This window comes from Prochlorococcus sp. MIT 1201 (assembly GCF_047303415.1).
Lineage (GTDB): Bacteria > Cyanobacteriota > Cyanobacteriia > PCC-6307 > Cyanobiaceae > Prochlorococcus > Prochlorococcus marinus_D.
The window spans coordinates 1653652-1677315 of record NZ_CP138947.1 but is presented as its reverse complement, the minus strand read 5'-3'; the positions used below and the strand labels follow the sequence as shown (position 1 = coordinate 1677315).

Here is a 23664-nt window from a genome sequence, read left to right as displayed (position 1 = left end):
TCCTGCTTGAATTCGTCGATGTTTTTTTCACAAGTCTGGCGAAGCCTATCGAGTTGAAGATATTTTGTGCTATCTGTCTCTACATTATTCATTTGAGCTGTCAGGCTGTAAAAAGCTTTCCAGCACTCTTTTAAGACATTGTTGAGCTCACAGCCTCTATCGAACTCTGATTGAGAGAGTTTTGTGAGCTTCACCCAACACCTTGATGTGCTTTTTAAAGATAGAAATACCAGAGCCGAAGTGCCAAGACCTTAACAATAGATGCGCTTTTGGGGCGTTTTGATATTTTGTTTGAGTATTAGGCGAATTGCTGTGTATTAGATGGGCGAATGGGTTGGCAAAAAATAGCCCTGTTGAATTTGCGTTGCGTCTGCAAGTCATGCTATGTGGCCTAGGCGCTGCAGCAAGAGGTGACAGTTGCCGATTGATTTGTCTGGGGATAGTTGCATTTGCTCTTTTGTGAGACTTATGAACTGCTAATAGGAAGATTGATGATGGTGATTTGATCAATATTGTCACTCTTCCCCAGCACTTGCATTGTTTCGATCAAACAGATAGTGACCATTTGAATTTTGGTGCCAGCCGTTATTTTTTTGCAAAGGCCAAAGTTTAGAAAAACTACAGAAAATCTTGCTTGCAGCTGTTTTCAAGAGAAATTTCCCTGTTGAGGAATCTCCTGATCAGCTAAAAACTTTACTACTTCGTGTTTGATGTCAAGTCCAAATGCTTTCTTGTCTAAAACTAGATCGTCTTCATTTAACCTTGGCAGCATTGATACCTAAGCGTGATTTTGTTCCTGTGATATACCCTGTTCGTAGTCTTAATGACTCGCTTTCATGATTGCCTTCTAGCAATTTCATTGTAGACAATGCAAAGTCATGCTTGGTAATAAATTACAGAGTTTATTTTTCTTGCCGCATTATCAACCACTCCATCATCGCTTTGCATTGACAAGTATTTCAATAACTCTTTCTTCCGATTCTCGGCTATTATAGTTATATTGCTTTTCTTGAATTAATGTCTGGTAAAACCACCATACTTAGAAAGGTAATCTTTAATGAGCTGTGTGAGTTTTTATCACTTCGACTCAGAATTTTAATGTCAATTGACTGTGGTTCAGGCTTTTACGGCAAGCCTGCTGATGACTTTGAATTATTTTCTAAATACTCGCCTCTTTTTCTTGATTCGTTACTGTTATGCTTGCAACCTTTAATTCAGAAAAATTTCAAGGATAGATTGCTTCCTGCTTATTTCTTTGGTCGAATTTATGGTCGTTAGCATGCTCTCCCCCCTCACTTTGATTTGAAGCCTAGCTCTGAAATAGGTGTTTCATGCTGCTTGTCAAAAGACTCTGAATGGTCTCTTGACTTTTATAAAAGCGATAAGATTGAATCCGTATTCCTAGAAATAGGAGATCTAGTTATTTACCATGGGCCCTCGCTTAGGCATGGCAGGGCTCCATATTCTGGACGGGAATATATTGGAGCTTTCTTGTTTTATGTATTTGAAAATGGTCCATTGAAACATTTGAAATATGACACAAGGCCTTCTCTTGGCTGCCCTCTTCCGAGAAACTCTTAATCGCTTAAGATGCAACTAGTCTGCCTCTAAGAATTGCCCCACGCCATCCCATTGGTCATTTGTTTGTTTTGACCATCTTATTAGTCAGCCTAGTGGGGCAATAATTTCATGGAAATAACATTCATTAATCTGACTGGCTGTTGTTTCTGTACTTGTTATTGAGATCTCATGCCCCTTAGACTAAGTGATTGATTCGCTGTCAACCTTGCTTTAGTGGTTCATTGCTAAACACCTTAATCTTTTGCCTCGATAAGTGCATCAGTTCTGCTTAGGCAATATGTGCTAACTGCAAACCATACGAGTTTCATCCTAAGTGTCTCTTCGTTGTCAAATTCGTCTTTCAAGTCAGAGTCTAAATATCCTGTCTCCTCTATGATCTCATGGATATCGGCTTCAAAATGCTCGTAAAGATAATCGAGTTCCCACACTTCTCTGAAGCCGTCAAATCCTGCAGATATGCCTCGATGGTTAATCTCTCTAATCTCCTGTGAATTGCAGAAGCGCTGGTCCAGGAATTCTATAAACCTCATTGCCTTGGCTCTTATTTTGCAGGATCCTAGCAAGACCTTCCCTATTGGGCCTAAATACGATTGGTACCATCAATCCTTCATTACCTTTTGTTGTGTTTGCTTCCCACTTTTGATGCACCTTCCTCTCATCAAATGGGATTGAGAAATCTCTATTAGTAGTGGAGCTTTATTGTCCTTGGAGATTTTTGAGCGGCTATTTTGTATTTTGTTTGCTTTCATATTTTGCCATTGGATCTGATTCTCTGATCAAGGTTTCCTTGCGACTGTCTTGGTCGTTGCCCCCGTGTTCAGTGTTGTCGATGGTTCTGTTTGGTTGGTGGCATTTTTTTGAGCTTAGGGTTAGAACCTCTTTGTAAGCTTCAGATCCTTTGATCGCGGCGTCTAGAAATTAGACAGTTGTTTAAAGATGGTCACCATCAACTCTTCACAATGTTGTCAGTTACGTGAAAGTGGCTTTGATGCCTAAATTGTCTTCCTTCACATGCTCTGGCTGATCGGCTTGGTATTGCTTCTTCAGGCCAGCTTTCATTGGCTGTTAGAGCAGGTGACTGTGATTACTACACCGATTTTTGAATTACGGGGTCTGGGTTGGGTGCTGTTGTTGCTTGGAGCTTGGTTGCTCGCAGGGAAGGTGAAGGATCAGGCTGATGGTTGAGAGGTTTGAAGTGTTCTTGTAAGACAGGACGTTCGACACGTGTGTCCAAAAGGAAGGGCTCTTGTGCTCCCTTGATCTTCTTGTTTGGCAGCTTGGCTGTTGGTTGACATTCATCTTTCTGAAATGCCGGCTAACGGATTTGAACCGATGGCCTTCGCTTTACAAAAGCGCTGCTCTACCACTGAGCTAAGCCGGCAATCCTGGAAGTGTAACGACGGAGGTGGCTGCTTCTGGCTGACAGTTGGCAATCAGCCACAAGGTGAGTTCGAGTCGGCTTTGACAGCCGGTTTTGGCGAGGGCATGGCTGATGTGACTTTCCACGGTTCGTGGACTAAGGATCAGTCTGTGTGCGATGGCTTTGTTACTGAGACCCTCAAACAACAAAGTCACCACGGATTGCTCCGCTGGGCTTAGTCGTTGCGATCCAGCTGATTGAGGCAATGGAAAAGAGTTTGATTGATTTTGTGGCTGCATAGCAGCAAAGCAATTTCTTTCAGGATTCCCCCTCTTCTCCGCCCTATTCCATTGCTCCAGGAGTTGACACGGATTCTTGGCTGCTGACAGCCTCTTGGCTGCTGGCACCATTCTCTTGGCTACTGACAGCCTTCTCTTGGCTACTGACAGCCTTGGCTTGGGAACGTTTGATCGGCAAGTTAGCCACTAAGGCCGTCATGCGATCTTCGGTTTCAAGGCTTACTTCGCCTTCCTCAAGGTCAATCTCCACGTACTTGGCAACGACCTCAAAGATTTCGCGCCGCATTTGATCGAGCAGTTCAGGGCTTAGATCGCTGCGGTCATGTGCAAGCACAAGCTGAAGGCGCTCCCTTGCCGTTTTGGCACTGGCTGGTTGGCGGCCCAGCAATTTGTCAAGAATGTCTCGCAGAGTGGTTGCCATTACTTCAAAAGATCTTGGTTTGCATCAAGCGCCACACCTTTTCGCGTAGTCCCAGTCCTTCCTTTGCCGGATCGATCAGAGGAACATCTTCCCCTTGAAGGCGACGCGCAATGTTGGAGTAGGCACGAGAGGCTGGAGAGTTGTTGGCACTGAGGGTGAGCGGCTCTCCGCGGTTGGTGCTCACAATCACCTGTTCGTCCTCTAGAACTAAACCAAGCAAGGGCAGCGCCAGGATGTCGGTCACATCGTCTGCGGCCAGCATCTCTTGATTGGCCATCATCTTTGGACGCACCCTGTTGAGCACCAGCTGAACAGGGCTTACGCCATGGGTGTTCAGTAAGCCGATGACACGGTCGGCATCGCGCACTGCCGAAACCTCAGGTGTTGTGATCACGATTGCTTCCTTGGCGGCAGCAACGGCATTTTTGAAGCCGTCTTCGATCCCCGCGGGGCAATCAATCAATACATAGTCGAATTGCTTGGCCAGCATCGCGGCAATGCGTTGCATGTCCTCAGGTTTGAGCCACTCGAGCATGCGGGGGTTCCCGGCGGGCAGAAGGGAGAGGTTTGGCTCCTGCTTGTGTTTCACCAGGGCCTGATCAAGCCTGCAGTTCTCTGAGAGCACTTCCTGGGCGGTGTAGACGATTCGGTTCTCCAGGCCCAGTAGTAGATCGAGGTTGCGCAAGCCGAAATCGGCATCCAACACAACGGTTTGAACTCCAAGCTTGGCAAGAGCGATACCCAGGTTGGCGGTGAGGGTGGTTTTGCCGACACCTCCTTTTCCGGAGCAGATCAGAATGGTGCGTGTCGTTGGCGCCACGGGCCATTGAAAAGTGCGGTCAGCTTAAGTGGCGTAGGCAATAGGCCCAACAGAAATGGTCCAAGGTTTGCAATGGAACAAATGGGCTTTGTTCAGCGGGGCATGAGCCGGAGGCTTAATCGTGAAATGTGTTTGCCTTTTGAGGCTGAAGAATTAACCGTTGAATCTGTTAGCCCTAGCAGGTTCGATCATGATTGTGCCTGCTTCAAGTCGGGCCTCTTCTGCTAAGCCAGGTTGGGGTTGATCTTCAGGGCCTCGAGCAACTGCATCGGCAATACGCAGCTGAAGTGGTCTGAGTTGTAGGGCCACAATTTTTGCTTTGGTGTCGCCGTCCTGTCCTGCGTGAGCAATGCCGCGGAGTCGCCCCCAAACCATCACGTCGCCTCCAGCTGATATGCGTGCGCCGGGGTTGACATCCCCTAGTAGCAGCACGTCTCCTTCTGCGCTCAGATGGTCGCCTGATCGCAGAGTGCCTTGGTGGAAGAGCAGTTTTTGGGGCGTCTTGGGCTTGGGTTGTGTATCGCCAGAGCGTGTTTTGGAGCTGTTTCCCTGTGGAGAGGCCATATGCGTTGGATAACCCAGAGCAGCAGCGCTGACAAGGGTTTCTCGCAAGTTGGCGTGAATTCTGGTCAGCGTCACTCCTTCTTTGTTCAGCAGCTCCCTCAGCTGATGCAGGTCCCGGCAACCCAGTTGCCAGTCGCGGCAATCGAGTTCGGTGGGCCCAGGATCAAGTTCATTGAGCATGGCCGGCAATGTTTCTCGCCAATGTGCTTCTCGGCACCAGGGGAGTGTGAGTCGTTGTGCCTCAGGCTCGCCCACCTCGATCTCCAAGACCCTTTTCAGATGAGGACGCTAGGCCAGTTCGTCTAAGTTGCCAGCGCAGCTTGAAGCTCCCCATGAATCTCTCGGGGATAAATCAACCATGAAGAGTCGGCTGGGGTAATCAAGCTGGCGACCAGGGGAGAGGCTTGCTCGAGAGCTCGCAATTGCCTTCCATCCCAAAGACGTAGCCCTCCTTTGTAGGGGTGATACCCGCGCTGTTGCTGATGGCGTAATCCACAGCAGAGCGCTGGATCGAAGCCTTGGCGTTCAGCTAGTTGCCGAGCCAAAGTGAGGACCTCTAGCTGGTTGCTATGGCTTAGATGTTGTACTGCAAGGGCTTTCAGGAGGTGGCGATTGAGGAAGCGTTTGCAGAGTTCGGCTAGAGGTGCAGGTCCCTCGTCTTGCCAACGGAGGAGGTGATAGCCGGTGCGCAGGTCATCATTGGCCAGGAATGTGTCGAGGTCGAGTTGATTGAGGCTCCAGAGCCAGGTGGCCATGATCTTGTCGGCCCAAACATGAGCAGCTCCGAATTGGCGAGCGGTGCGCACCACCTGCTCAAGCAGCCAGTTGCAAACAACATTGAGACGGTGGTTGTAGACACTGCGGTACATCAGGTTGCGTACGACCAGGTAGTGCTCAACTGCCATGAGACCTTTTGGATGAATGGCCATGGCTCCATCAGGCGCCAGGGTGAGGGCGGAGAGGATTCGCTCGAGGTCGAGCTGGCCGTAATGGGTTCCTGTGCTGTAGCTGTCTCGCAAGAGATAGTCGAGTCGGTCGCAGTCCAGTTGGCTACTAACCAGAGCCTTGATCACGCTGTGGGGTGAACTGCCCCGTTCAAGAAGATTGGCTACTCCATCTGCAGTGCCCGGGGCGTAGGCCTCAAGGGGCGCACGCACGGCGGGATGTTCTCTGACTAAACGCGCCGACCAGGTCTCATGGTCCAGACCAAATATTTCCTCTCCGGTATGGCTTAGGGGGGCATGGCCGAGGTCATGCAGTAGGGCCGCTCCATAGAGCAGTCCGCGATGTTCCTCTAGGCCTGAGTCGAACTGCAGCAACCTTTCCAGAGCAAGGCGTGCGAGATGGAACACACCAAGGGAATGGGTGAAGCGACTGGACTCAGCTCCATGAAAGGTGAGGAAGGCTGGCCCAAGCTGACGGATGCGGCGCAGCCGCTGGAATGGCGCCGCATCGATTAACTGCATCACCATGGCCTCTGCTGCATCGCTGGCATTGAGGGTGATGCCGTGATGGAGAGGGTCGTGATACGTGCGCAGACTCATGGATCATCACGATTCTGCTGAGTTTTGAATTCAACATCTTCAGCACTATCGAGCTGAAGATCTTCTGTGGTCTCTAACTGGGCATCGTGATCGCGGTCGAGTTGGGCCTCCATCCAGAGTTCAGCATCATGCAACCAACGGTCTTCTTCCCCGCCAGGATTGAGGGGTTCAGGAGGATCCAGAGTCCGATCCGGCTCGATGCCCTGGTTTTGAATGTCTCGGCCGCTTGGAGTCATGTATCCGGCTACCGTCACGGCCAGGCCACTGCCGTCGCTCAGGTTGGTGAGTGTTTGGATCAGACCCTTGCCAAACGTGCGGCTACCAAGCAGCTGTGAGCGGCTGTTGTCTTGCAGGGCACCAGCCAGAATTTCGCTCGCGCTGGCAGTCCCTCCGTTGACCAGTGTCACCATCGGACCGTCATAAAGGGTTTCAATTGCAGAAGGGATTGCTTCGTTAATGCGCTCTCGGTTGCGTGTCTCCACGATTGGGGAGCCACTCAGGAAGGCATCCGCTACTGCTAGTCCAGAGCTCACTAACCCACCGGAGTTATTGCGCAGATCTAGAACTAGGCCTTCAATCTCTTTTTCTGACAGTTCCTCAAGTGCTTCTTTGACCTGTTCGGGCACTCCTTCGCTGAACTGGGTGATGCGTAGGTAGCCCAGGGTGTGTTTAGCACTCCTCAGTCGGCGGGTCCGTACTGGCCTGAGATCCACACTGCGTCGCTCGAGGGTGAGTTCTTCGCTAGATCCATTTGGGGGTTGCAGCTTTACGACAACTTGTGAGCCCACTTCTCCCCGCAGCCTTGCAGCTGTGGCTTCGAGGCCAAGGGATTGTGGAGACTGGCCATCCACGCTGAGTAAGGCCGTGCCGCTTGTGACGCCTGCATCGGCCGCGGGGGACCCTTCAAGCGGAGCGATAACCACGACCTGGCCATCTTCAGCGCGGGCCCCCAGCTGTAGGCCAACGCCGTTGATCTCGCTGCCCAAATTGGCGGCTTTTATGGCGGTGTAGTCGTCTGGTCTCAATAGTCTTGTGTAGGGATCTTCAAGTGGAAGCAGCATCGCTTCGATGGCCTCATAGGCCTCGTCACTACGGTTGATTGTTTTCTCTAATGCCTGCTCTCTTAGCCTTCGCCAGTGCACCTCATCGAACTTGGCTGGGTCTAGATATCCCTGGTTGACGAGCCGCCAGCTTTCAACGACCAGTTGTTGGGCATCATTCAATGCCATGGCTGGAGCCGCCATCAGCAGCACGCCAAGACCCAGGCTCAGCCACGCAAGCCATAGGCGCCGCAGCGGATGTGATCGGGAGTTAGTAGTCGGCAACATTGGCTTCATGCCGGGTGCTGTCCATGCAGGACGTTAAGTAGACTCTCGCAATCCGGACCCTCATTTGCATGACGAACTCCTCACCTGTCTACGACTGGTTTCAGGAACGTCTTGAGATTCAGGCCATAGCTGACGATGTCAGCTCCAAGTACGTGCCTCCGCACGTCAATATTTTCTACTGCTTAGGCGGAATCACGCTGGTGTGCTTCCTGGTTCAGTTCGCGACAGGTTTCGCGATGACCTTTTACTACAAGCCCACTGTGACTGAGGCCTATAGCTCTGTGAGCTATCTGATGTCAGATGTCAGTTTCGGCTGGTTGATTCGTTCTGTGCATCGCTGGAGCGCCTCGATGATGGTGTTGATGCTCATCTTGCACGTCTTTCGCGTCTACCTCACTGGCGGCTTTAAGCGTCCGCGAGAGCTCACCTGGGTTACCGGTGTTGTGATGGCTGTGATCACCGTTTCTTTCGGTGTCACCGGTTATTCCCTCCCATGGGATCAAGTCGGGTACTGGGCTGTGAAGATCGTTTCAGGCGTTCCTGCTGCTATTCCCGTGGTTGGAGACTTTATGGTCGAATTGCTTCGCGGTGGCGAGAGCGTCGGGCAGTCAACCCTGACTCGTTTTTATAGCCTTCACACCTTTGTGCTGCCCTGGCTACTTGCAGTGTTCATGCTCATGCATTTCCTGATGATCAGGAAGCAGGGCATTTCAGGTCCGTTGTAAGCGTCAATCATTCAGATTCAAATCCCACTTCACGTTTTTATATCTCAGTTCATCACCTACTTCATTCGCTAACTATTCGGCCAAAATCCCATGCACATTCTTAAGAAGCCCGATTTCTCTGATCCAAAATTGAGGGCGAAACTGGCCAAGGGCATGGGGCACAACTACTACGGGGAGCCTGCTTGGCCGAATGATCTCCTTTACATCTTCCCAGTCGTGATTCTGGGCACGTTTGCTTGCCTTGTTGGTCTTGCTGTTCTTGATCCCGCTATGTTGGGTGATAAAGCAGATCCCTTTGCAACGCCTCTAGAGATTCTTCCTGAGTGGTATCTCTATCCGGTGTTTCAGATTCTTCGGGTTGTTCCGAATAAGCTGCTTGGCATTGCTTTGCAAACCCTTGTTCCTCTCGGGTTGATGTTGATTCCCTTCATCGAAAGCGTTAATAAGTATCAGAATCCATTCCGCAGGCCAATTGCGATGGCCTTCTTTCTATTCGGAACTGTGATTACGATTTATCTCGGTATCGGTGCTTGTCTCCCCATCGACAAGTCGCTAACTCTGGGTTTGTTCTGAAAAGTTTTAAAAGTCAAGATTTGCTCGCATCAACCCGGCTTCATGCCGGGTTTTTTGTTGCTTTCACTTCATGAGTTGGCAGCAGTTCATCGAGATCCAACCACAACACGTCGTCGGGGCAGACGCGTAGAAGGTGGTGAAGAAGTAGAAATCCCACCATGGTCCAGGTCTGGTAGGTCCTTGACTGCTGTCCTACCCAGGTGCCTGTTGGTCCATCAAAGTATTCGGCCCATTTTTGACGCGGCAGTTGGTTTAATTGGCTCCAGTAGCACTCCTCCAGCAGGGCTCGCATTTCACCCATCAGCAGCACGTCGGCCTCAGGATGACGCCGTTCATGTAACAAGATTGAGGCTCCGAAGAACCAGAGCAGGCTGGGCCAGTGTCCGCCGTTGTGATAGCTCCATGGCCAGTTTTTCGGGTCTGAACCTGTCTTGTTCTGCCATTCCGCCCCTTCCATGGGCGGATGGCAGATGCGCATTGGCATCTGAGCCATCAGATGCTGTCGGTTGTGAAGCACCAGTCGGAACAGAGCGCGCTGTTGCGGGGCGGTGAGCAGCCCAAACAGGCAGGCTAGGGAGTTTCCGAGACTGTAAAAACGAAAGTCAGGTCGTCCAGTGCGGATGTTGCCGATGAGATAGCCACCCCGGTTTTCAAGCCAGTCTTGAAGCCAGTCGGGAACGACCTGTGGCTGCACGTTGAACTCGTTTTGGTGCTGGTTGTCGCCGTATTGCTCTGTGGGTCTTCTCCGCAGCACCTGCATGGTCTTGCTGGTGACCCAGTAGTGCTTGAGCAGAAATTGACGTAGATCATGCACCCATTGGCGGGTCAGTAAGAGCCGTTGGTCGAGAAGCCGACTGACATGAGTTTTGCGACTCAGTTCCATCAGCTCGATGCAGCTGCGCAGGCATGCATAGAGCAGGACTTCCACTTCAAGTGGTGCCCCCCAAACATCCATGGGGCGGTCAATCATGAATGAGCAATCCTGCACAAATAGAACTGGAGTGCCCTCGAAGGTGGGATGCAGCACGAGATCGAGCATCAGCTGCACCCCTCGTTGGACCTTTTGGTTGGTGCCGAAGTTTTTGTCACCGCTTCGCTTGACATAAAGCCAGCACAAAATGGGCCACCAAAGGCTTGCGTCCACAGAGGTGATCCTGCCGATTGAGCGCTGGCCATAGTCAGCAATCAGTTCGCCTTGTTCCTCAACGAAGCTGGTGGGGAACACCCCGCGTGTCTGATAGGTGGTGCTTTGCAGATCTAGGCAAACGCTGAGAAATTGCTTCACCTCCTTGTAACGTTTTTGGGTGAGCAGGTAGATCATCACGGGCACGTTGTCGCGCAGGAAGACCTCGCCGTAATTGAGAGCTTTGTTATGGGGCTGATGCTCAAGAGCCGCCACGCTGCCGGCCACAGTGCCGCCGACTTCGATCAGCGTGCGTTCGAAATGCTCCTTGACCTGCTCCACGACCTGGTCTTCATTGGAGTTGGGACGAACCCTCTGGTTTTGCTGGTTTAAGCGTCCGGCCATGGACTGATATGCAATGCATTTGCCAAACGCTAGTGATGGCAGCCTTGACCAACAGTGGAAGCAACTATGGAGATGAGAGCGATTGAGAAGAGATTGCGAGAGGGGTATGAAATGGGCTATGTTTTTGGACTGCGCGAAGGGCTGAGCCCTGTAGCGCAACCCACGTGGTGCTGATAGCGAAAGCTTGAGGCGTCAGTGGGCGCTTACAAGAGCAGAGGAGCGATCCGCTGGTGTTGTAGGTTTTAGAGGCGATCGCAAGATCGCAGCGCCTGACACTCCTTACAAGGGAGTGGAGGAGCAGAACCTGGACAACTTAAGAGTTTAGGAACTGACGCTTTTGTCGCGTTTAGGCCCGATGAGCAGCGATCAAAAGCTGATCAAAGGGTTTGAGCAGATATGCGACGAGAGTGTGAGGTCCCGTCAAAAGAAATTAGTTGCAGAAACCTGTTACAGCATCAATTTTTGCTTTCACGGGCGAGGATTGATGTCAAAGGTGTGACAGGTGAAAGCAACGACCGGATCTGAGATCCTGGAAAGTCACAGAAGGAAGAGATTCTGAAGTGCACTCTTGTAATCCTTCTGTCAGAGGAAGGGGGCAACAACTGCTTGTCGTACGCCAGTGCGAATGAGTGGGTGAAGCAAATCAGACTGAGTGATGAGCCTGTAAGGGTTGATTGCGAGAGGGTTTGATCTACTACGGAGAGTTTGATCCTGGCTCAGGATGAACGCTGGCGGCGTGCTTAACACATGCAAGTCGAACGAACCTTCGGGTTAGTGGCGGACGGGTGAGTAACGCGTGGGAATCTGCCCTCAGGAGGGGGATAACGGTTGGAAACGGCCGCTAATACCCCATATGCCGAGAGGTGAAATGAATTTCGCCTGAGGATGAGCCCGCGTCTGATTAGCTAGTTGGTGAGGTAATGGCTCACCAAGGCATCGATCAGTAGCTGGTCTGAGAGGATGATCAGCCACACTGGGACTGAGACACGGCCCAGACTCCTACGGGAGGCAGCAGTGGGGAATTTTCCGCAATGGGCGCAAGCCTGACGGAGCAACGCCGCGTGAGGGATGAAGGCCTCTGGGCTGTAAACCTCTTTTCTCAAGGAAGAAGATCTGACGGTACTTGAGGAATAAGCCACGGCTAATTCCGTGCCAGCAGCCGCGGTAATACGGGAGTGGCAAGCGTTATCCGGAATTATTGGGCGTAAAGCGTCCGCAGGCGGCTTTTCAAGTCTGCTGTTAAAGCGTGGAGCTTAACTCCATCAAGGCAGTGGAAACTGATTGGCTTGAGTGTGGTAGGGGCAGAGGGAATTCCCGGTGTAGCGGTGAAATGCGTAGATATCGGGAAGAACACCAGTGGCGAAGGCGCTCTGCTGGGCCATAACTGACGCTCATGGACGAAAGCCAGGGGAGCGAAAGGGATTAGATACCCCTGTAGTCCTGGCCGTAAACGATGAACACTAGGTGTCGGGGGAATCGACCCCCTCGGTGTCGTAGCCAACGCGTTAAGTGTTCCGCCTGGGGAGTACGCACGCAAGTGTGAAACTCAAAGGAATTGACGGGGGCCCGCACAAGCGGTGGAGTATGTGGTTTAATTCGATGCAACGCGAAGAACCTTACCAGGGTTTGACATCCTGCGAATCTCTTGGAAACGAGAGAGTGCCTTTGGGAACGCAGTGACAGGTGGTGCATGGCTGTCGTCAGCTCGTGTCGTGAGATGTTGGGTTAAGTCCCGCAACGAGCGCAACCCACGTTTTTAGTTGCCAGCATTCAGTTGGGCACTCTAGAGAGACCGCCGGTGATAAACCGGAGGAAGGTGTGGATGACGTCAAGTCATCATGCCCCTTACATCCTGGGCTACACACGTACTACAATGCTACGGACAAAGGGCAGCAAGTTCGCGAGGACAAGCAAATCCCATAAACCGTGGCTCAGTTCAGATCGTAGGCTGCAACTCGCCTACGTGAAGAAGGAATCGCTAGTAATCGCAGGTCAGCATACTGCGGTGAATACGTTCCCGGGCCTTGTACACACCGCCCGTCACACCATGGAAGTTGGCCACGCCCGAAGTCGTTACTCCAACCCTTGTGGAGGAGGACGCCGAAGGTGGGGCTGATGACTGGGGTGAAGTCGTAACAAGGTATCCGTACCGGAAGGTGCGGATGGATCACCTCCTAACAGGGAGACAAAACAATGATTTTGATGTCTGAGTATTTTAATTCTTAGGCCGAAATCCTGTCACCTTAGGTCGATCGGTACCTCAAGTTGAGAATCAAAGAAAAGCTGAGTAATCAGCTTGGAGATTGATGATTGATTTTAGTTCCTAAACTTGTCTAGGTCACACCCCGCAAGGGTTACTCCTGGGCCATTAGCTCAGGTGGTTAGAGCGCACCCCTGATAAGGGTGAGGTCCCTGGTTCAAGTCCAGGATGGCCCATTCGGTGTTGGGGGTTTAGCTCAGTTGGTAGAGCGCCTGCTTTGCAAGCAGGATGTCAGCGGTTCGAGTCCGCTAACCTCCACTGACGAATCTTCTGACAACGAGCCAATGGTGAGAATCGTTGTGTGATGTGATTTAGAATTTAAGTTTGCTGGCAGACCCTAGCTTCTTATCATTCCAGGTCTCAATCAATTGAGGTTAGGTTGATAGGACGCTGGGCTCACTGTAATTCGCAAGAATTGCAGAGATGTTCAGCAGAACCTTGACAACTGCATAGGTAAGTCTGGAAAGAATAAAGCATCTCATGGATGCATGATTCTTGGGAATCAGCTAATGCAATCTGCGTCAGTAGAGAGCTGAGGTTGATTAACGAGAATGATGTTTGATTCTTGAGTCAAGAGCCGAGACTCTATAGCGTTCTTTCGATGTCATCGAGGCATCGAGAGTTTGATTGGTGATTCAAACCATCTTCAATGACAAATAATTCAGTTTAACTGGAGAAGTTTGAGATTGAAGCCAGGTGAATTGCTAAGAATACGTATTCAACTACGTGAAGCGTTATAGAGATTAATTGGTCAAGCTACAAAGGGCTCATGGTGGATACCTTGGCACACAGAGGCGATGAAGGACGTAGTTACCTGCGATAAGTCTCGGGGAGCTGGACACACGCTTTGATCCGGGAATTTCCGAATGGGGCAACCCCTAGTACGGCCAGCTGAATCCATAGGCTGGTGCGAGCCAACCCAGCGAACTGAAACATCTTAGTAGCTGGAGGAAAGGAAAGTAAAAACGACTCCCTAAGTAGCGGCGAGCGAACGGGGAAGAGCCTAAACCGATGGTTTCGACCATCGGGGTTGTGGGACAGCAATGTGTATCAGGGATGTTAGGAGAAGTGTTTGAATGGCACACCACAGAGGGTGAAAGTCCCGTAACCGAAAACTGAACTGAACTAGCTGTATCCCGAGTAGCACGGAGCACGTGAAATTCCGTGTGAATCCGCGAGGACCACCTCGTAAGGCTAAGTACTACTGTGTGACCGATAGCGCAACAGTACCGCGAGGGAAAGGTGAAAAGAACCCCGGGAGGGGAGTGAAATAGAACATGAAACCATGAGCCTACAAGCAATGGGAGCCCGACTAAATCGGGTGACCGTGTGCCTGTTGAAGAATGAGCCGGCGACTTATAGGCACTGGCAGGTTAAACCGGAAATGGTGGAGCCATAGCGAAAGCGAGTCTGAATAGGGCGATCGTCAGTGTTTATAGACCCGAACCCGGGTGATCTAACCATGGCCAGGATGAAGCTTGGGTGATACCAAGTGGAGGTCCGAACCGACTGATGTTGAAAAATCAGCGGATGAGCTGTGGTTAGGGGTGAAATGCCAATCGAACCCGGAGCTAGCTGGTTCTCCCCGAAATACGTTGAGGCGTAGCGTCTAGTGCTCCAGCAGGGGGGTAAAGCCACCATTTCGGTGCGGGCTGCGAGAGCGGTACCTAATCGAGATGAACTCTGAATACCCTGTGTGTAACTAGGCAGTCAGACTGTGGGGGATAAGCTCCATGGTCGAAAGGGAAACAGCCCAGACCGCCAGCTAAGGTCCCCAAATCAACACTAAGTGATAAAGGAGGTGGGATTGCCCAGACAACCAGGAGGTTTGCCTAGAAGCAGCCATCCTCAAAGGAGTGCGTAATAGCTCACTGGTCGAGCGATCCTGCGCCGAAAATGAACGGGGCTAAGTGTTGTACCGAAGCTGCGGATTTAACTTGTTAAATGGTAGGGGAGCGTTCTATGTGGGGCGAAGCGTTAGCGTAAGCGGGCGTGGACTGCATAGAAGTGAGAATGTCGGCTTGAGTAGCGAAAACATGGGTGAGAATCCCATGCCCCGAAACCCTAAGGGTTCCTCCGGCAGGCTCGTCCGCGGAGGGTTAGTCTGGACCTAAGGCGAGGCCGAAAGGCGTAGTCGATGGATAACAGGTCAACATTCCTGTACCGGTTATGTTTTGGGAAGGGGGACGGAGAAGGCTAGCCAAGCCAGATGTTGGTTACTGGTTTAAGCGTTCGAGGCGTTGAGGAGCGGCGAAAACGTTCTGAGCTAAGGCGTGAATACGAGCTGCTACGGCAGCGAAGTTGGTGATGTCATGCTTCCAAGAAAAGCCCTATACCCGTTAAGGCATAACTGCCAGTACCCGAAACCGACACAGGTAGGGTGGTAGAGAATACCGAGGGGCGCGAGATAACTCTCTCTAAGGAACTCGGCAAAATGGCCCCGTAACTTCGGGAGAAGGGGTGCCAGCGAGAGCTGGTCGCAGTGAAGAGGCCCAGGCGACTGTTTACCAAAAACACAGGTCTCCGCTAAGTCGCAAGACGATGTATGGGGGCTGACGCCTGCCCAGTGCCGGAAGGTTAAGGAAGCCGGTCAGCGTAAGCGAAGCTGGCGACTGAAGCCCCGGTGAACGGCGGCCGTAACTATAACGGTCCTAAGGTAGCGAAATTCCTTGTCGGGTAAGTTCCGACCCGCACGAAAGGCGTAACGATCTGGGCGCTGTCTCGGAGAGAGGCTCGGCGAAATAGAATTGTCTGTGAAGATGCGGACTACGTACACCCGGACAGAAAGACCCTATGAAGCTTTACTGTAGCTTGGTATTGTGCCCGGGCTCTGAATGCGCAGGATAGGTGGGAGACGTTGAAGTAGTGCTCGTGGGTGCTACTGAGTCAATGGTGAGATACCACTCTTTCAGAGCTAGGGTTCTAACGTTCACCCGTTATCCGGGGAGCGGACAGTATCAGGTGGGCAGTTTGACTGGGGCGGTCGCCTCCTAAAAGGTAACGGAGGCGCGCAAAGGTTCCCTCAGGCTGGTTGGAAATCAGTCGACGAGTGCAAAGGCAGAAGGGAGCTTGACTGTGAGACCTACAAGTCGAACAGGGACGAAAGTCGGCCTTAGTGATCCGACGGTTCTGAGTGGAAGGGCCGTCGCTCAACGGATAAAAGTTACTCTAGGGATAACAGGCTGATCTCCCCCAAGAGTTCACATCGACGGGGAGGTTTGGCACCTCGATGTCGGCTCATCGCAACCTGGGGCTGAAGTCGGTCCCAAGGGTTGGGCTGTTCGCCCATTAAAGCGGTACGCGAGCTGGGTTCAGAACGTCGTGAGACAGTTCGGTCCATATCCGGTGTACGCGCAGGAACATTGAGAGGATTTCTCCCTAGTACGAGAGGACCGGGAGGAACGCACCTCTGGTGTACCAGTTATCGTGCCAACGGTAAACGCTGGGTAGCCATGTGCGGAGTGGATAACCGCTGAAAGCATCTAAGTGGGAAGCCCACCTCAAGATGAGTGTTCCCATGGCATAAGCCAGTAAGGTCACGGGAAGAACACCCGTTGATAGGCTCTACGTGGAAGTCCAGTAATGGATGCAGCGGAGGAGTACTAATAGACCGAGGGCTTGACCATCCATTTGGTTCTTGCCCGAGAAACAAGTTTTATTCAATTCAGAGCATCATTCGCAAGGATGATGACCTATGCAGTTCTCAAGGTTCACTCCTTGGGAATGATTTTATCCTGGTGTTCATGGCGATGTGGAACCACTCCGATCCATCTCGAACTCGGTTGTGAAACGCATCAGCGGCGACGATATTTTGGGGGTAGCCCTCTGAGAAAATAGCTCAATGCCAGGTAAAACATTTCCGCATGTAGATCATCAATCTCGAGAAAGAGTTGTTGATTTACCAAGAAAAAGCCACCCGCAGGGGTGGCTTTTTTGATGGCTAAGTCAGTGTGATTTTTAAAGAAGATAATCAAATAGACTCCAGAGCTCTTTGATTGCTTTGTGATCACGTGGGTCTTGTTCTGGATTGCCTTCCCTAAGACTGAATAAAACACTCATGCCTGTTTTTTTTGCGGCATTACATTCTGCGCAGCTATCACTAATAAACATCACCTTTTCTACGGGAATGTTCATAGCTGTGGAGATATCGCTATAGCTTTTGCTTTCTTTCTTGTTGCCAGTACGAGTATCAAACCAGTGGCTAAAGAGCGCTGTTTGATCTCCATTAGTCGTGTGTCTGTAGAGGAGCTTTTGAGCTGATATGCTGCCTGATGAATATACTGCAAGGATATAACCTTGTTGTTTTAGTTTGCTTAGTACCTCGATCGTTTCTGGGTAGAGTGAAGAGGAGATGTCACCTTTCTCATAACCCTCTCGCCAGATTCTGCCTTGCAGATCTTTTAAAGCACTAGACTTGCGATCAATTGTTATTAGATATTGAAGGTAGCCGCAGATGTTCTCGATTTCGCGGCTGTTCTCCCTAAATGCTTTGCTTAGGAGATCTTTGCTGCTCGGATCATGATCAGCTTTCCATTCATGCCAAGCTTCATCTATAAGAGATTGAATCTCATTGTTTCCTCTATTTTCATTTAGGAATCCTTCTAGATGGCTATCGGCGTAAGGAAAGAGGGTATCGCTAACAAAACTTGTAGGGCATGTGGTGCCTTCAATATCAAGCAAGATGTGAGTGATCACGATTTTTGGCTGGCTATAAGTTGTTCACGCCAGCAGAGCTCTAGTAGGAACTCCAAGATCTCTACATGACGCCTTGCTTCGTTGAGGCTCTCCCCCCAAGCGTATAAACCGTGCCCTGCGACCAGTATTCCATAGGGTGCATCATGGACTAATTCGCCTGCTGCTTGGCTTAATTTGGCTAGGTTTTGGTTGTTCAATAGGATTGGCAGAGTGATTAATGTGGAATGGCTATTAATCCCTTGCAGCCCTTTCAGCATTTCCCAGCCTTCAATTGTTAGTTTCCCCGTATTTTTATAGTGGTTGGATAGCCATGTTGCTGTAATCGAGTGTGTGTGCAGTACGGCCTTGGCGTTGGTCTGCTCGATGATTTTTAAATGCATATCTGTTTCAGCACTAGCTCTACCTTCCCCTTGAATTAGGTTACCCGAGCTGTCGACTTCAATGAGTTCGTCTGCCTCGATATTTCTTTTCTCAATGCCGCTAGGTGCCATCAATAATCTCAATGGCGTTTTTTGTAGAACAAGGCTGAAATTACCGCCAGTTCCATCACACCAACCACGTTGATGGAGATCGCGAATGGTGTCGCTTAGAGCTTGCCGCTGTTGCTGTGAATCGAACATTTTTGCCGGGATTCATCTTTGGCAATTGGGGCACCAGTGGGTGCCACGACCGCAGAGGCTTTCACGGCGGATGGGCGTGCTGCATATCCGGCAGGCTTGGCCTCCTCTGCGATACACCCAGGCTTGACCACCGTAGTTGCCGTTAATGCCTTCAAGATCTCTGAAGTCGCTGAAGGTTGTTCCTCCAGCACCGATGCTCACTCTGAGGACCTCCGTGAGGCAGGCGCATAAGCGTTCGAGTTCGACCTTTTTTAATTGACCTGCTGGAGTGTGGGGACGGATTCTGGCGGCAAAAAGGCTTTCATCGGTATAGATGTTTCCTGCCCCTGCCACGATGGATTGATCCAAAAGTGCTGACTTGATTGGTCGTTTCGAACCCTTCAAGCGTTTGCTTAGGTATGAGGAATTGAAGGCGCTGCTGAATGGCTCTGGCCCAAGTTTTTGCAGCCCTGTGATGATTGTTTCCGGGGCGTTGCCAGGTGGAACCCACCACATTTGTCCGAAGCTGCGGGTGTCAACGAAGCGCAGTTCCTCATCTTTTTTGTTCCAGATGCGTACGCGTGTATGCGGGCAGGGTGAACTGATGGCCTCATGCCATTGAAATTGCCCTGTCATGCGCAGGTGAACGCCCCACCATCCACCATCAGGATCTGGTTCTGAATCAGCTGATGGCTGGGCAACATCATGATGTAAAGACGCCATTAAGTACTTGCCGCGTCTTAACCATGAGCCCACGTGCATGCCGCAGAGCATCTTGATAAATAGGGCAGAACCGCCAGGGCTTGCTATGGCTCGTTCTCGGCAAACCTCAACCTGGCAGATCTGAAAATCAACAAGACGGTCTGCCAATCCGCGGCGGACCGTCTCAACTTCAGGTAATTCCGGCAAGCGCCTTAGGCGCGATCGAGCTCTGATTCAGCAAAGCTGTTGGTGAGGTTGCCGTTATCGGTACCTTGCATGCCGAAGTAGTTTGTTTTCTCGAAGCGAACCAGTACCCCATATTTGCCGGTGGTGTCGACAGAGGCCACTGTGCCCACTTCATTGTGCCAGTAACTCTCTTGGCGCCTGATGCGAACTTTGTCGCCTTTTGAGATCGCCATCGCTGCGCAGGTATTGAATTCACACATAAGACTATCGCCGTGAGTGTGTGAGTTGACCCATGCGTCACAGAATGTCGCCCCTTGGGGTATAGGCCATGGCAGCATCCAGCCTTAAGCCAGGTGTGTTTTGGTGAGTTCGTCCGTTGCTCTTGATCCTCCTGCTATTGAGTTGGATCTGCCCGATCCGGAGCAGGACGACATCAGCACCATGGAGTTTCTTGCTCGACTCGAGCAAGCCTGGGCTTTGTGCGATCGCTTTGATTTGCAAACTGAGATTTGGCGGGGGCGAATCCTTAGGGCAGTGCGGGATCGTGAGAAGCGGGGTGGTGAGGGGCGTGGTGCTGGTTTTTTGCAGTGGTTGCGTGAACGGGAGATCAGTAAGACCCGTGCTTATGCCCTGATTCAGCTGGCTGATTCGGCTGAGAACTTGCTGGCAGAAGGAATGCTGGAGGAGAGCAGCGTGAATCAATTCTCTAAAAGGGCCTTCATGGAAACGACGCAGGCTGTTCCAGAAGTGCAGATGATGATTTCCGAGGCAGCCAATGAAGGTCAAGAGATCACTCGCAAGCAGGTTCGCCGATTGACAGATGAGTTCACGTCTGCCACAAGCCCCCTGTTGCCGGAGGAGATCCGCCAGCGCACGCAGGAGAATCTTTTGCCTCCCAAGGTTGTGGCTCCTCTGGTAAGGGAGCTGGCAAAACTGCCGGAGCTTCAGCAGGAAGATCTCAGGCGAGCTTTGCGGGAGGAGCCAGAACTGGATTGCATTAAGGATGTCACCAGCACAGCACGTTGGATCAGTAAGACCACAGAGGCCAGCGAGGCGGTGAGGGCTTTCCAGCAAGGTGAACTCAACCTGGAGAAGGCCATGCATGAGGCTCAGCGTCTCGATGCTTTGGGTTTGCTGGCTGATGCTGTCTCTCAGGCTCAGTCTTTAGAAGCCTCCGTTCTGAAGCTGCATACGGCCTGGAGACGATTGGGTGGCTTGCAGGAACGCCTTTGGGTGGAAAGTGGCAGCAGTACCCCTTATCTCCGTGATGTTTTGGGTGCTTTGCAGAGCCTTAGCGGGGCAACCTTGAGGGTGTCGCTTGGGGAGTTGGCGGGAGGGAAACGGGTTCGCTTGCAGCTGGTGGAGGAGGCTCCTGACCAGCTCGAGCCGCCGCCGCTGTCTTGAGTTCGAGATCGTGCCATCAGGCTTGGCGCTCGTTATCTTGAGGGCGCTATTGGTGGTGTGAAGTGGATCCACTGATCGAGGCCCTGCACCATCACTATGGCTGGGATGGTTTCAGGCCTGGTCAACGTCCTGTGGTGGAAGCGATTCTTGCGGGTCAGGATGTTCTGGCGGTGCTTCCCACCGGTGGTGGTAAATCGCTTTGTTATCAGCTGCCAGCGCTGTTGCGTGATGGTCTGGTGGTGGTGATCTCTCCCTTGGTGGCTTTGATGGAGGATCAGGTCATGCAGCTGCAACGGCGGGGGATTGCCGCCGCTTGTTTGCATGCTGGCCTGGATCCGGAGCGCCGTCGCGATGCACTGGTTCGCCTGCGAGATGAGCGCTTGCGTTTGCTTTATCTGGCTCCCGAGCGCTTGCAAGGTGAGGCCACGCGGCAATTGATCGAGGACACAGCTGCGCAGGGAAAGTTGGTGGCACTAGCTGTTGATGAGGCCCATTGCATCAGTGCTTGGGGCCATGATTTCCGGCCTGATTACCGCCGCCTGGGGCAGGTGCGCCGCCTCTGCCCAGGTGTGCCTGTGGTTGCTCTCAGTGCTACTGCGGCTCCAAGGGTGCGTGCCGACATCATCCGCCTCTTGGCTCTTCGCCGGCCGCAGGTGCAGGTTTGCTCGGCCCGGCGCAATAATCTCCACTACGCCATGCGCAGGCGATCGAGAGATCCCTTGCCTGATGTGCTTGCGGCTTTGAAAGGATCACGCGGTGCCACGCTGATCTATGCCAGAACGCGTCGCTCTGTGGAGCAATGGGCAGAGCGGTTGCAGGCTGAGGATGTTGCGGCTACTGCTTATCACGCCGGGCTTGCCCCGGAGGTGCGCCAGCAGGCGCTGGCTGATTTCCTAGATCAAGAGAAGCCTGTGCTGGTGGCCACGGTGGCCTTTGGTATGGGTGTAGATCGCAGCGATGTGGGATTGGTTCTGCATTTGAATCTGCCTGCAACGCCGGAGGGCTATTTGCAGGAGTCTGGCCGGGCCGGGCGTGATGGACTGCCGGCCGATTGCTTGGTGTTGTTTTCTCCTGGTGATCGCACCAGCCTTGGTTGGGCGATGCATGCTTCCGCTCGCCGTTGTGCTGATGAGAACGCTACGCAGGAGATTCAGATGCGGTTGGAGCTGGCGCAGCAACAGTTGCGGCGTATCGAGGCGGTAGCAGAAGGGGAGTTTTGCCTGGAACAAGGGCTTTTGCTTGCCGTTGGTGAATTGGTGCCGCCTTGTGGTCGCTGCGATCGCTGTCAGCAGACTGCCCGCCGCCGTGATTGGTCTGAGCAAGCCTTTGCTGTGCTTGAGGTGCTCGAAGATCGCAAGGGCATGAATCTTCGCAGTCTCAGTGAAAGCCTTTCCTCCACTACAGGCCGCAAGCAAGAGCGTTGGGGTTGGTTGGCTCGCAGGTTGGTGCAGGAAGAGCTGATTACGGAGAGCAATGATGGTGTCCAGCGGCTCTATTTACGTGAGAGCGGTCGGCGCTTTTTACGCCAACCCTGGCCGCTGCACTATGCGGCCTGAGTGCAGCCCTCGATGCATTTAGCCGCCTTTGGCTTTGCAGAGATCCTTGACGAGATCATGCTCAAAGCGCTGCTGTGGAGCGCCCCAAGTTTTCCAAGATCCATTCGTGCCGGTGGTATTGATCTTGCGCGCTGGGCAGTTCACAGCCAGATAAAGGGCTTTGCCATCTTTGTTGAGGGTTGGGGCCACGTAGCTTCCTCCCATGAACTTCCAATTGGCCCAGTCCACTTGAAGTGAACCGTAAGTGCGCCATTGCGTTTGCGAAGGCTTGGCAGCAACTGTCGTGGTGGACTTGGGCTTGGGTTGTGGTTTTGCAGCAGGCTTGGTGGTGGATTTAACGGTTGGTTTAACAGTTGGTTTAACGGTGGTTTTTGCAGTCGGTTTGATGGCAACTGTCGTGGTGGACTTGGGCTTGGGTTGCGGTTTTGCAGCAGGCTTGGTGGTGGATTTAACGGTTGGTTTAACAGTGGTTTTTGCAGTCGGTTTGATGGCAACTGTCGTGGTGGATTTTGGCTGGGTTGTTGTTGATGGTTTGACCCGTAGAGACAGTTTGCTGCCGACTAATAACTTGTTGGGGTTGTTGATGCCATTGATCTTGATCAGGGTTGCTACAGGGATTTGATAAGCCCCAGCGATTTGGTTCAATGTTTGCCCTCGAGCCACGGTATGGGAGGTGGCATTTGGATTTGCCTGAATGGCTACAGGTTTGGGCTTTGCTGCTGCTTTGGGTTTGAGAACAACAGCCCCTTGGGGCAGTTTCAGGGTTTGGCCACGTTCGACATGGTTGGCATTTGCAAGGCCATTGAGGGCGACGAGATCCTGTTGGCGAACTCGGTAGCGGGCCGCAATGGTGCTGAGGGTTTCGCCACTGCGTACTGTGTGACGAGTGGCGCTAGCTCTGACTGTGCCTGATGAGCTGCCTGGCAGTTTGAGGGTCTGGCCGATGAATAAGGTATCGGCATTGGCAAGGCCATTGAGGGCGACGAGATCCTGTTGGCGAACTCGGTAGCGAGCAGCAATGATGCTGAGGGTTTCGCCACTGCGAACCTTGTGACGACTGGCGCCAGCTCTGATTGCCCCGGAAGCACCTCCCGGTAATTTCAACGTTTGGCCGATATATAAATTGTCGGCATTGCTCAGACCATTGAGGGTGATGAGATCCTGCTGGCGCACTCGGTAGCGAACAGCAATGGTGCTGAGGGTCTCGCCACTTCGTACCGTGTGACGGCTTGCTCCAGTCGTGACTGTGCCTGATGAGCTACCTGGCAGTTTGAGGGTCTGGCCGATGAAGAGGTTGTCTGCATTGGCTAGGCCGTTCAGCCGCATCAAGGCCCGAAGGGATACCTGATATCGCGCTGCGATTTCCGAAAGGGTGTCACCGGGTCTCACTGTGACGCTGGCACCCCAGGATGGCAGCGGTAGAAGTGTTGTCAGGGCTAGAGCGCTAACAATGATCCGGCGCATCAATCTCTCTCTACAGTTTGGTGAAAGATAAGCTGCTTCCACAGATACGCTAGCC

18 protein-coding genes, 3 tRNA genes and 3 rRNA genes are annotated in these 23664 nt (G+C 52.1%); 10 read left to right on the top strand and 14 right to left on the bottom strand.

What is annotated here, in order from left to right:
- Positions 1-1814 precede the first annotated feature (1814 nt).
- Positions 1815-2111, bottom strand: a complete 297-nt coding sequence (locus SIB41_RS08070; RefSeq protein ID WP_063405254.1) for a hypothetical protein — start codon at positions 2109-2111, stop codon at positions 1815-1817.
- 481 nt (positions 2112-2592) lie between these two features.
- Here SIB41_RS08070 and SIB41_RS08065 point away from each other — a divergent pair, with 481 nt between their 5' ends.
- Entirely contained in the window at positions 2593-2766 is a 174-nt protein-coding gene (locus SIB41_RS08065) for a hypothetical protein (RefSeq protein WP_011131023.1), read from the top strand.
- 124 nt (positions 2767-2890) lie between these two features.
- Here the strand turns inward: SIB41_RS08065 and SIB41_RS08060 are convergent.
- From SIB41_RS08060 to ctpZ, 7 genes are all read right to left on the bottom strand, one after another.
- A tRNA-Thr gene (locus SIB41_RS08060) sits at positions 2891-2962 on the bottom strand.
- Positions 2953-3207 (bottom strand): response regulator transcription factor, encoded by a 255-nt coding sequence (locus SIB41_RS08055; RefSeq protein WP_413358089.1) that lies wholly within the window; start codon positions 3205-3207, stop codon positions 2953-2955. The genes SIB41_RS08060 and SIB41_RS08055 overlap by 10 nt, the downstream gene beginning before the upstream one ends.
- Positions 3208-3283: 76 nt before the next feature.
- The gene (gene minE / locus SIB41_RS08050; protein ID WP_413358087.1) at positions 3284-3661 is read right to left on the bottom strand and encodes a cell division topological specificity factor MinE; all 378 of its coding nucleotides are present in this window, start codon (positions 3659-3661) and stop codon (positions 3284-3286) included.
- 4 nt (positions 3662-3665) lie between these two features.
- Positions 3666-4481, bottom strand: coding sequence for a septum site-determining protein MinD (gene minD / locus SIB41_RS08045; protein WP_011131020.1), 816 nt, complete (start codon positions 4479-4481; stop codon positions 3666-3668).
- A 153-nt stretch (positions 4482-4634) separates the two neighbouring features.
- Positions 4635-5312, bottom strand: coding sequence for a septum site-determining protein MinC (gene minC / locus SIB41_RS08040; RefSeq protein WP_413358085.1), 678 nt, complete (start codon positions 5310-5312; stop codon positions 4635-4637).
- Between the two features lie 35 nt (positions 5313-5347).
- The gene (locus SIB41_RS08035; protein ID WP_413358083.1) at positions 5348-6589 is read right to left on the bottom strand and encodes an HD domain-containing protein; all 1242 of its coding nucleotides are present in this window, start codon (positions 6587-6589) and stop codon (positions 5348-5350) included.
- Entirely contained in the window at positions 6586-7926 is a 1341-nt protein-coding gene (gene ctpZ / locus SIB41_RS08030) for a carboxyl-terminal processing protease CtpZ (protein ID WP_413358081.1), read from the bottom strand. The genes SIB41_RS08035 and ctpZ overlap by 4 nt, the downstream gene beginning before the upstream one ends.
- Before the next feature lie 59 nt (positions 7927-7985).
- On the opposite strand from ctpZ, the gene petB reads away from it, so the two are divergent.
- Positions 7986-8642, top strand: coding sequence for a cytochrome b6 (gene petB / locus SIB41_RS08025; RefSeq protein WP_011131016.1), 657 nt, complete (start codon positions 7986-7988; stop codon positions 8640-8642).
- A gap of 90 nt (positions 8643-8732) precedes the next feature.
- Entirely contained in the window at positions 8733-9215 is a 483-nt protein-coding gene (gene petD, locus SIB41_RS08020; RefSeq protein WP_011131015.1) for a cytochrome b6-f complex subunit IV, read from the top strand.
- A gap of 40 nt (positions 9216-9255) precedes the next feature.
- On the opposite strand, the gene SIB41_RS08015 is transcribed toward petD, so the two are convergent.
- Positions 9256-10743: a glycoside hydrolase 100 family protein gene (locus tag SIB41_RS08015; RefSeq protein WP_063407112.1), complete on the bottom strand. Its 1488-nt coding sequence runs from the start codon at positions 10741-10743 to the stop codon at positions 9256-9258.
- Positions 10744-11436: 693 nt separating this feature from the next.
- Here SIB41_RS08015 and SIB41_RS08010 point away from each other — a divergent pair.
- The 5 genes from SIB41_RS08010 to rrf all read left to right on the top strand — a co-directional run bounded on the left by SIB41_RS08010 (position 11437) and on the right by rrf (position 16853).
- Positions 11437-12921 (top strand): 16S ribosomal RNA (locus SIB41_RS08010).
- 184 nt (positions 12922-13105) lie between these two features.
- Positions 13106-13179, top strand: a tRNA-Ile gene (locus SIB41_RS08005).
- Between the two features lie 9 nt (positions 13180-13188).
- Positions 13189-13261: transfer RNA gene (locus tag SIB41_RS08000), tRNA-Ala, on the top strand.
- Between the two features lie 491 nt (positions 13262-13752).
- Positions 13753-16629, top strand: a 23S ribosomal RNA gene (locus SIB41_RS07995).
- A 107-nt stretch (positions 16630-16736) separates the two neighbouring features.
- Positions 16737-16853, top strand: a 5S ribosomal RNA gene (gene rrf, locus SIB41_RS07990).
- Together the 16S, 23S and 5S rRNA genes with 2 tRNA genes alongside form the textbook arrangement of a ribosomal RNA operon.
- A 107-nt stretch (positions 16854-16960) precedes the next feature.
- On the opposite strand, the gene mtnC is transcribed toward rrf, so the two are convergent.
- The 4 genes from mtnC to SIB41_RS07970 are packed head-to-tail and all read right to left on the bottom strand — an operon-like array spanning position 16961 to position 19418.
- Positions 16961-17683: an acireductone synthase gene (gene mtnC / locus SIB41_RS07985; RefSeq protein WP_413358079.1), complete on the bottom strand. Its 723-nt coding sequence runs from the start codon at positions 17681-17683 to the stop codon at positions 16961-16963.
- An 11-nt stretch (positions 17684-17694) separates the two neighbouring features.
- Positions 17695-18318 (bottom strand): methylthioribulose 1-phosphate dehydratase, encoded by a 624-nt coding sequence (mtnB, locus tag SIB41_RS07980; protein ID WP_413358077.1) that lies wholly within the window; start codon positions 18316-18318, stop codon positions 17695-17697.
- A 12-nt stretch (positions 18319-18330) separates the two neighbouring features.
- Positions 18331-19206 carry a DNA-formamidopyrimidine glycosylase gene (locus tag SIB41_RS07975; protein WP_413358075.1) on the bottom strand — a complete coding sequence of 292 codons (876 nt, stop codon included), beginning with the start codon at positions 19204-19206 and terminating at the stop codon, positions 18331-18333.
- Positions 19207-19211: 5 nt separating this feature from the next.
- Positions 19212-19418, bottom strand: coding sequence for a photosystem I reaction center subunit IV (locus SIB41_RS07970; RefSeq protein ID WP_063399026.1), 207 nt, complete (start codon positions 19416-19418; stop codon positions 19212-19214).
- 130 nt (positions 19419-19548) lie between these two features.
- Between SIB41_RS07970 and SIB41_RS07965 the strand changes: the two genes are divergently transcribed.
- Together SIB41_RS07965 and SIB41_RS07960 are read left to right on the top strand one after the other, a co-directional pair.
- On the top strand, positions 19549-20589 hold the full coding sequence (locus tag SIB41_RS07965; protein ID WP_063403532.1) for a hypothetical protein: 1041 nt from the start codon (positions 19549-19551) through the stop codon (positions 20587-20589).
- 62 nt (positions 20590-20651) lie between these two features.
- Positions 20652-22145: a RecQ family ATP-dependent DNA helicase gene (locus SIB41_RS07960; protein ID WP_413358073.1), complete on the top strand. Its 1494-nt coding sequence runs from the start codon at positions 20652-20654 to the stop codon at positions 22143-22145.
- Between the two features lie 18 nt (positions 22146-22163).
- Here SIB41_RS07960 and SIB41_RS07955 read toward each other — a convergent pair whose 3' ends face one another.
- Positions 22164-23609, bottom strand: coding sequence for a LysM peptidoglycan-binding domain-containing protein (locus SIB41_RS07955; protein ID WP_413358071.1), 1446 nt, complete (start codon positions 23607-23609; stop codon positions 22164-22166).
- Positions 23610-23664 lie beyond the last annotated feature (55 nt).

What these genes read in the sequence shown, in the direction of transcription:
- minE (WP_413358087.1), bottom strand. Translation starts at nt 3,661, where the DNA reads ATGGCAACCACTCTGCGAGACATTCTTGACAAATTGCTGGGCCGCCAA.
- ctpZ (WP_413358081.1), bottom strand. Translation starts at nt 7,926, where the DNA reads ATGAAGCCAATGTTGCCGACTACTAACTCCCGATCACATCCGCTGCGG.
- SIB41_RS07955 (WP_413358071.1), bottom strand. Translation starts at nt 23,609, where the DNA reads ATGCGCCGGATCATTGTTAGCGCTCTAGCCCTGACAACACTTCTACCG.
- SIB41_RS08035 (WP_413358083.1), bottom strand. Translation starts at nt 6,589, where the DNA reads ATGAGTCTGCGCACGTATCACGACCCTCTCCATCACGGCATCACCCTC.
- mtnB (WP_413358077.1), bottom strand. Translation starts at nt 18,318, where the DNA reads ATGTTCGATTCACAGCAACAGCGGCAAGCTCTAAGCGACACCATTCGC.
- petD (WP_011131015.1), top strand. Translation starts at nt 8,733, where the DNA reads ATGCACATTCTTAAGAAGCCCGATTTCTCTGATCCAAAATTGAGGGCG.
- SIB41_RS08065 (WP_011131023.1), top strand. Translation starts at nt 2,593, where the DNA reads ATGCTCTGGCTGATCGGCTTGGTATTGCTTCTTCAGGCCAGCTTTCAT.
- petB (WP_011131016.1), top strand. Translation starts at nt 7,986, where the DNA reads ATGACGAACTCCTCACCTGTCTACGACTGGTTTCAGGAACGTCTTGAG.
- SIB41_RS08015 (WP_063407112.1), bottom strand. Translation starts at nt 10,743, where the DNA reads ATGGCCGGACGCTTAAACCAGCAAAACCAGAGGGTTCGTCCCAACTCC.
- SIB41_RS08070 (WP_063405254.1), bottom strand. Translation starts at nt 2,111, where the DNA reads ATGAGGTTTATAGAATTCCTGGACCAGCGCTTCTGCAATTCACAGGAG.
- SIB41_RS07970 (WP_063399026.1), bottom strand. Translation starts at nt 19,418, where the DNA reads ATGGCGATCTCAAAAGGCGACAAAGTTCGCATCAGGCGCCAAGAGAGT.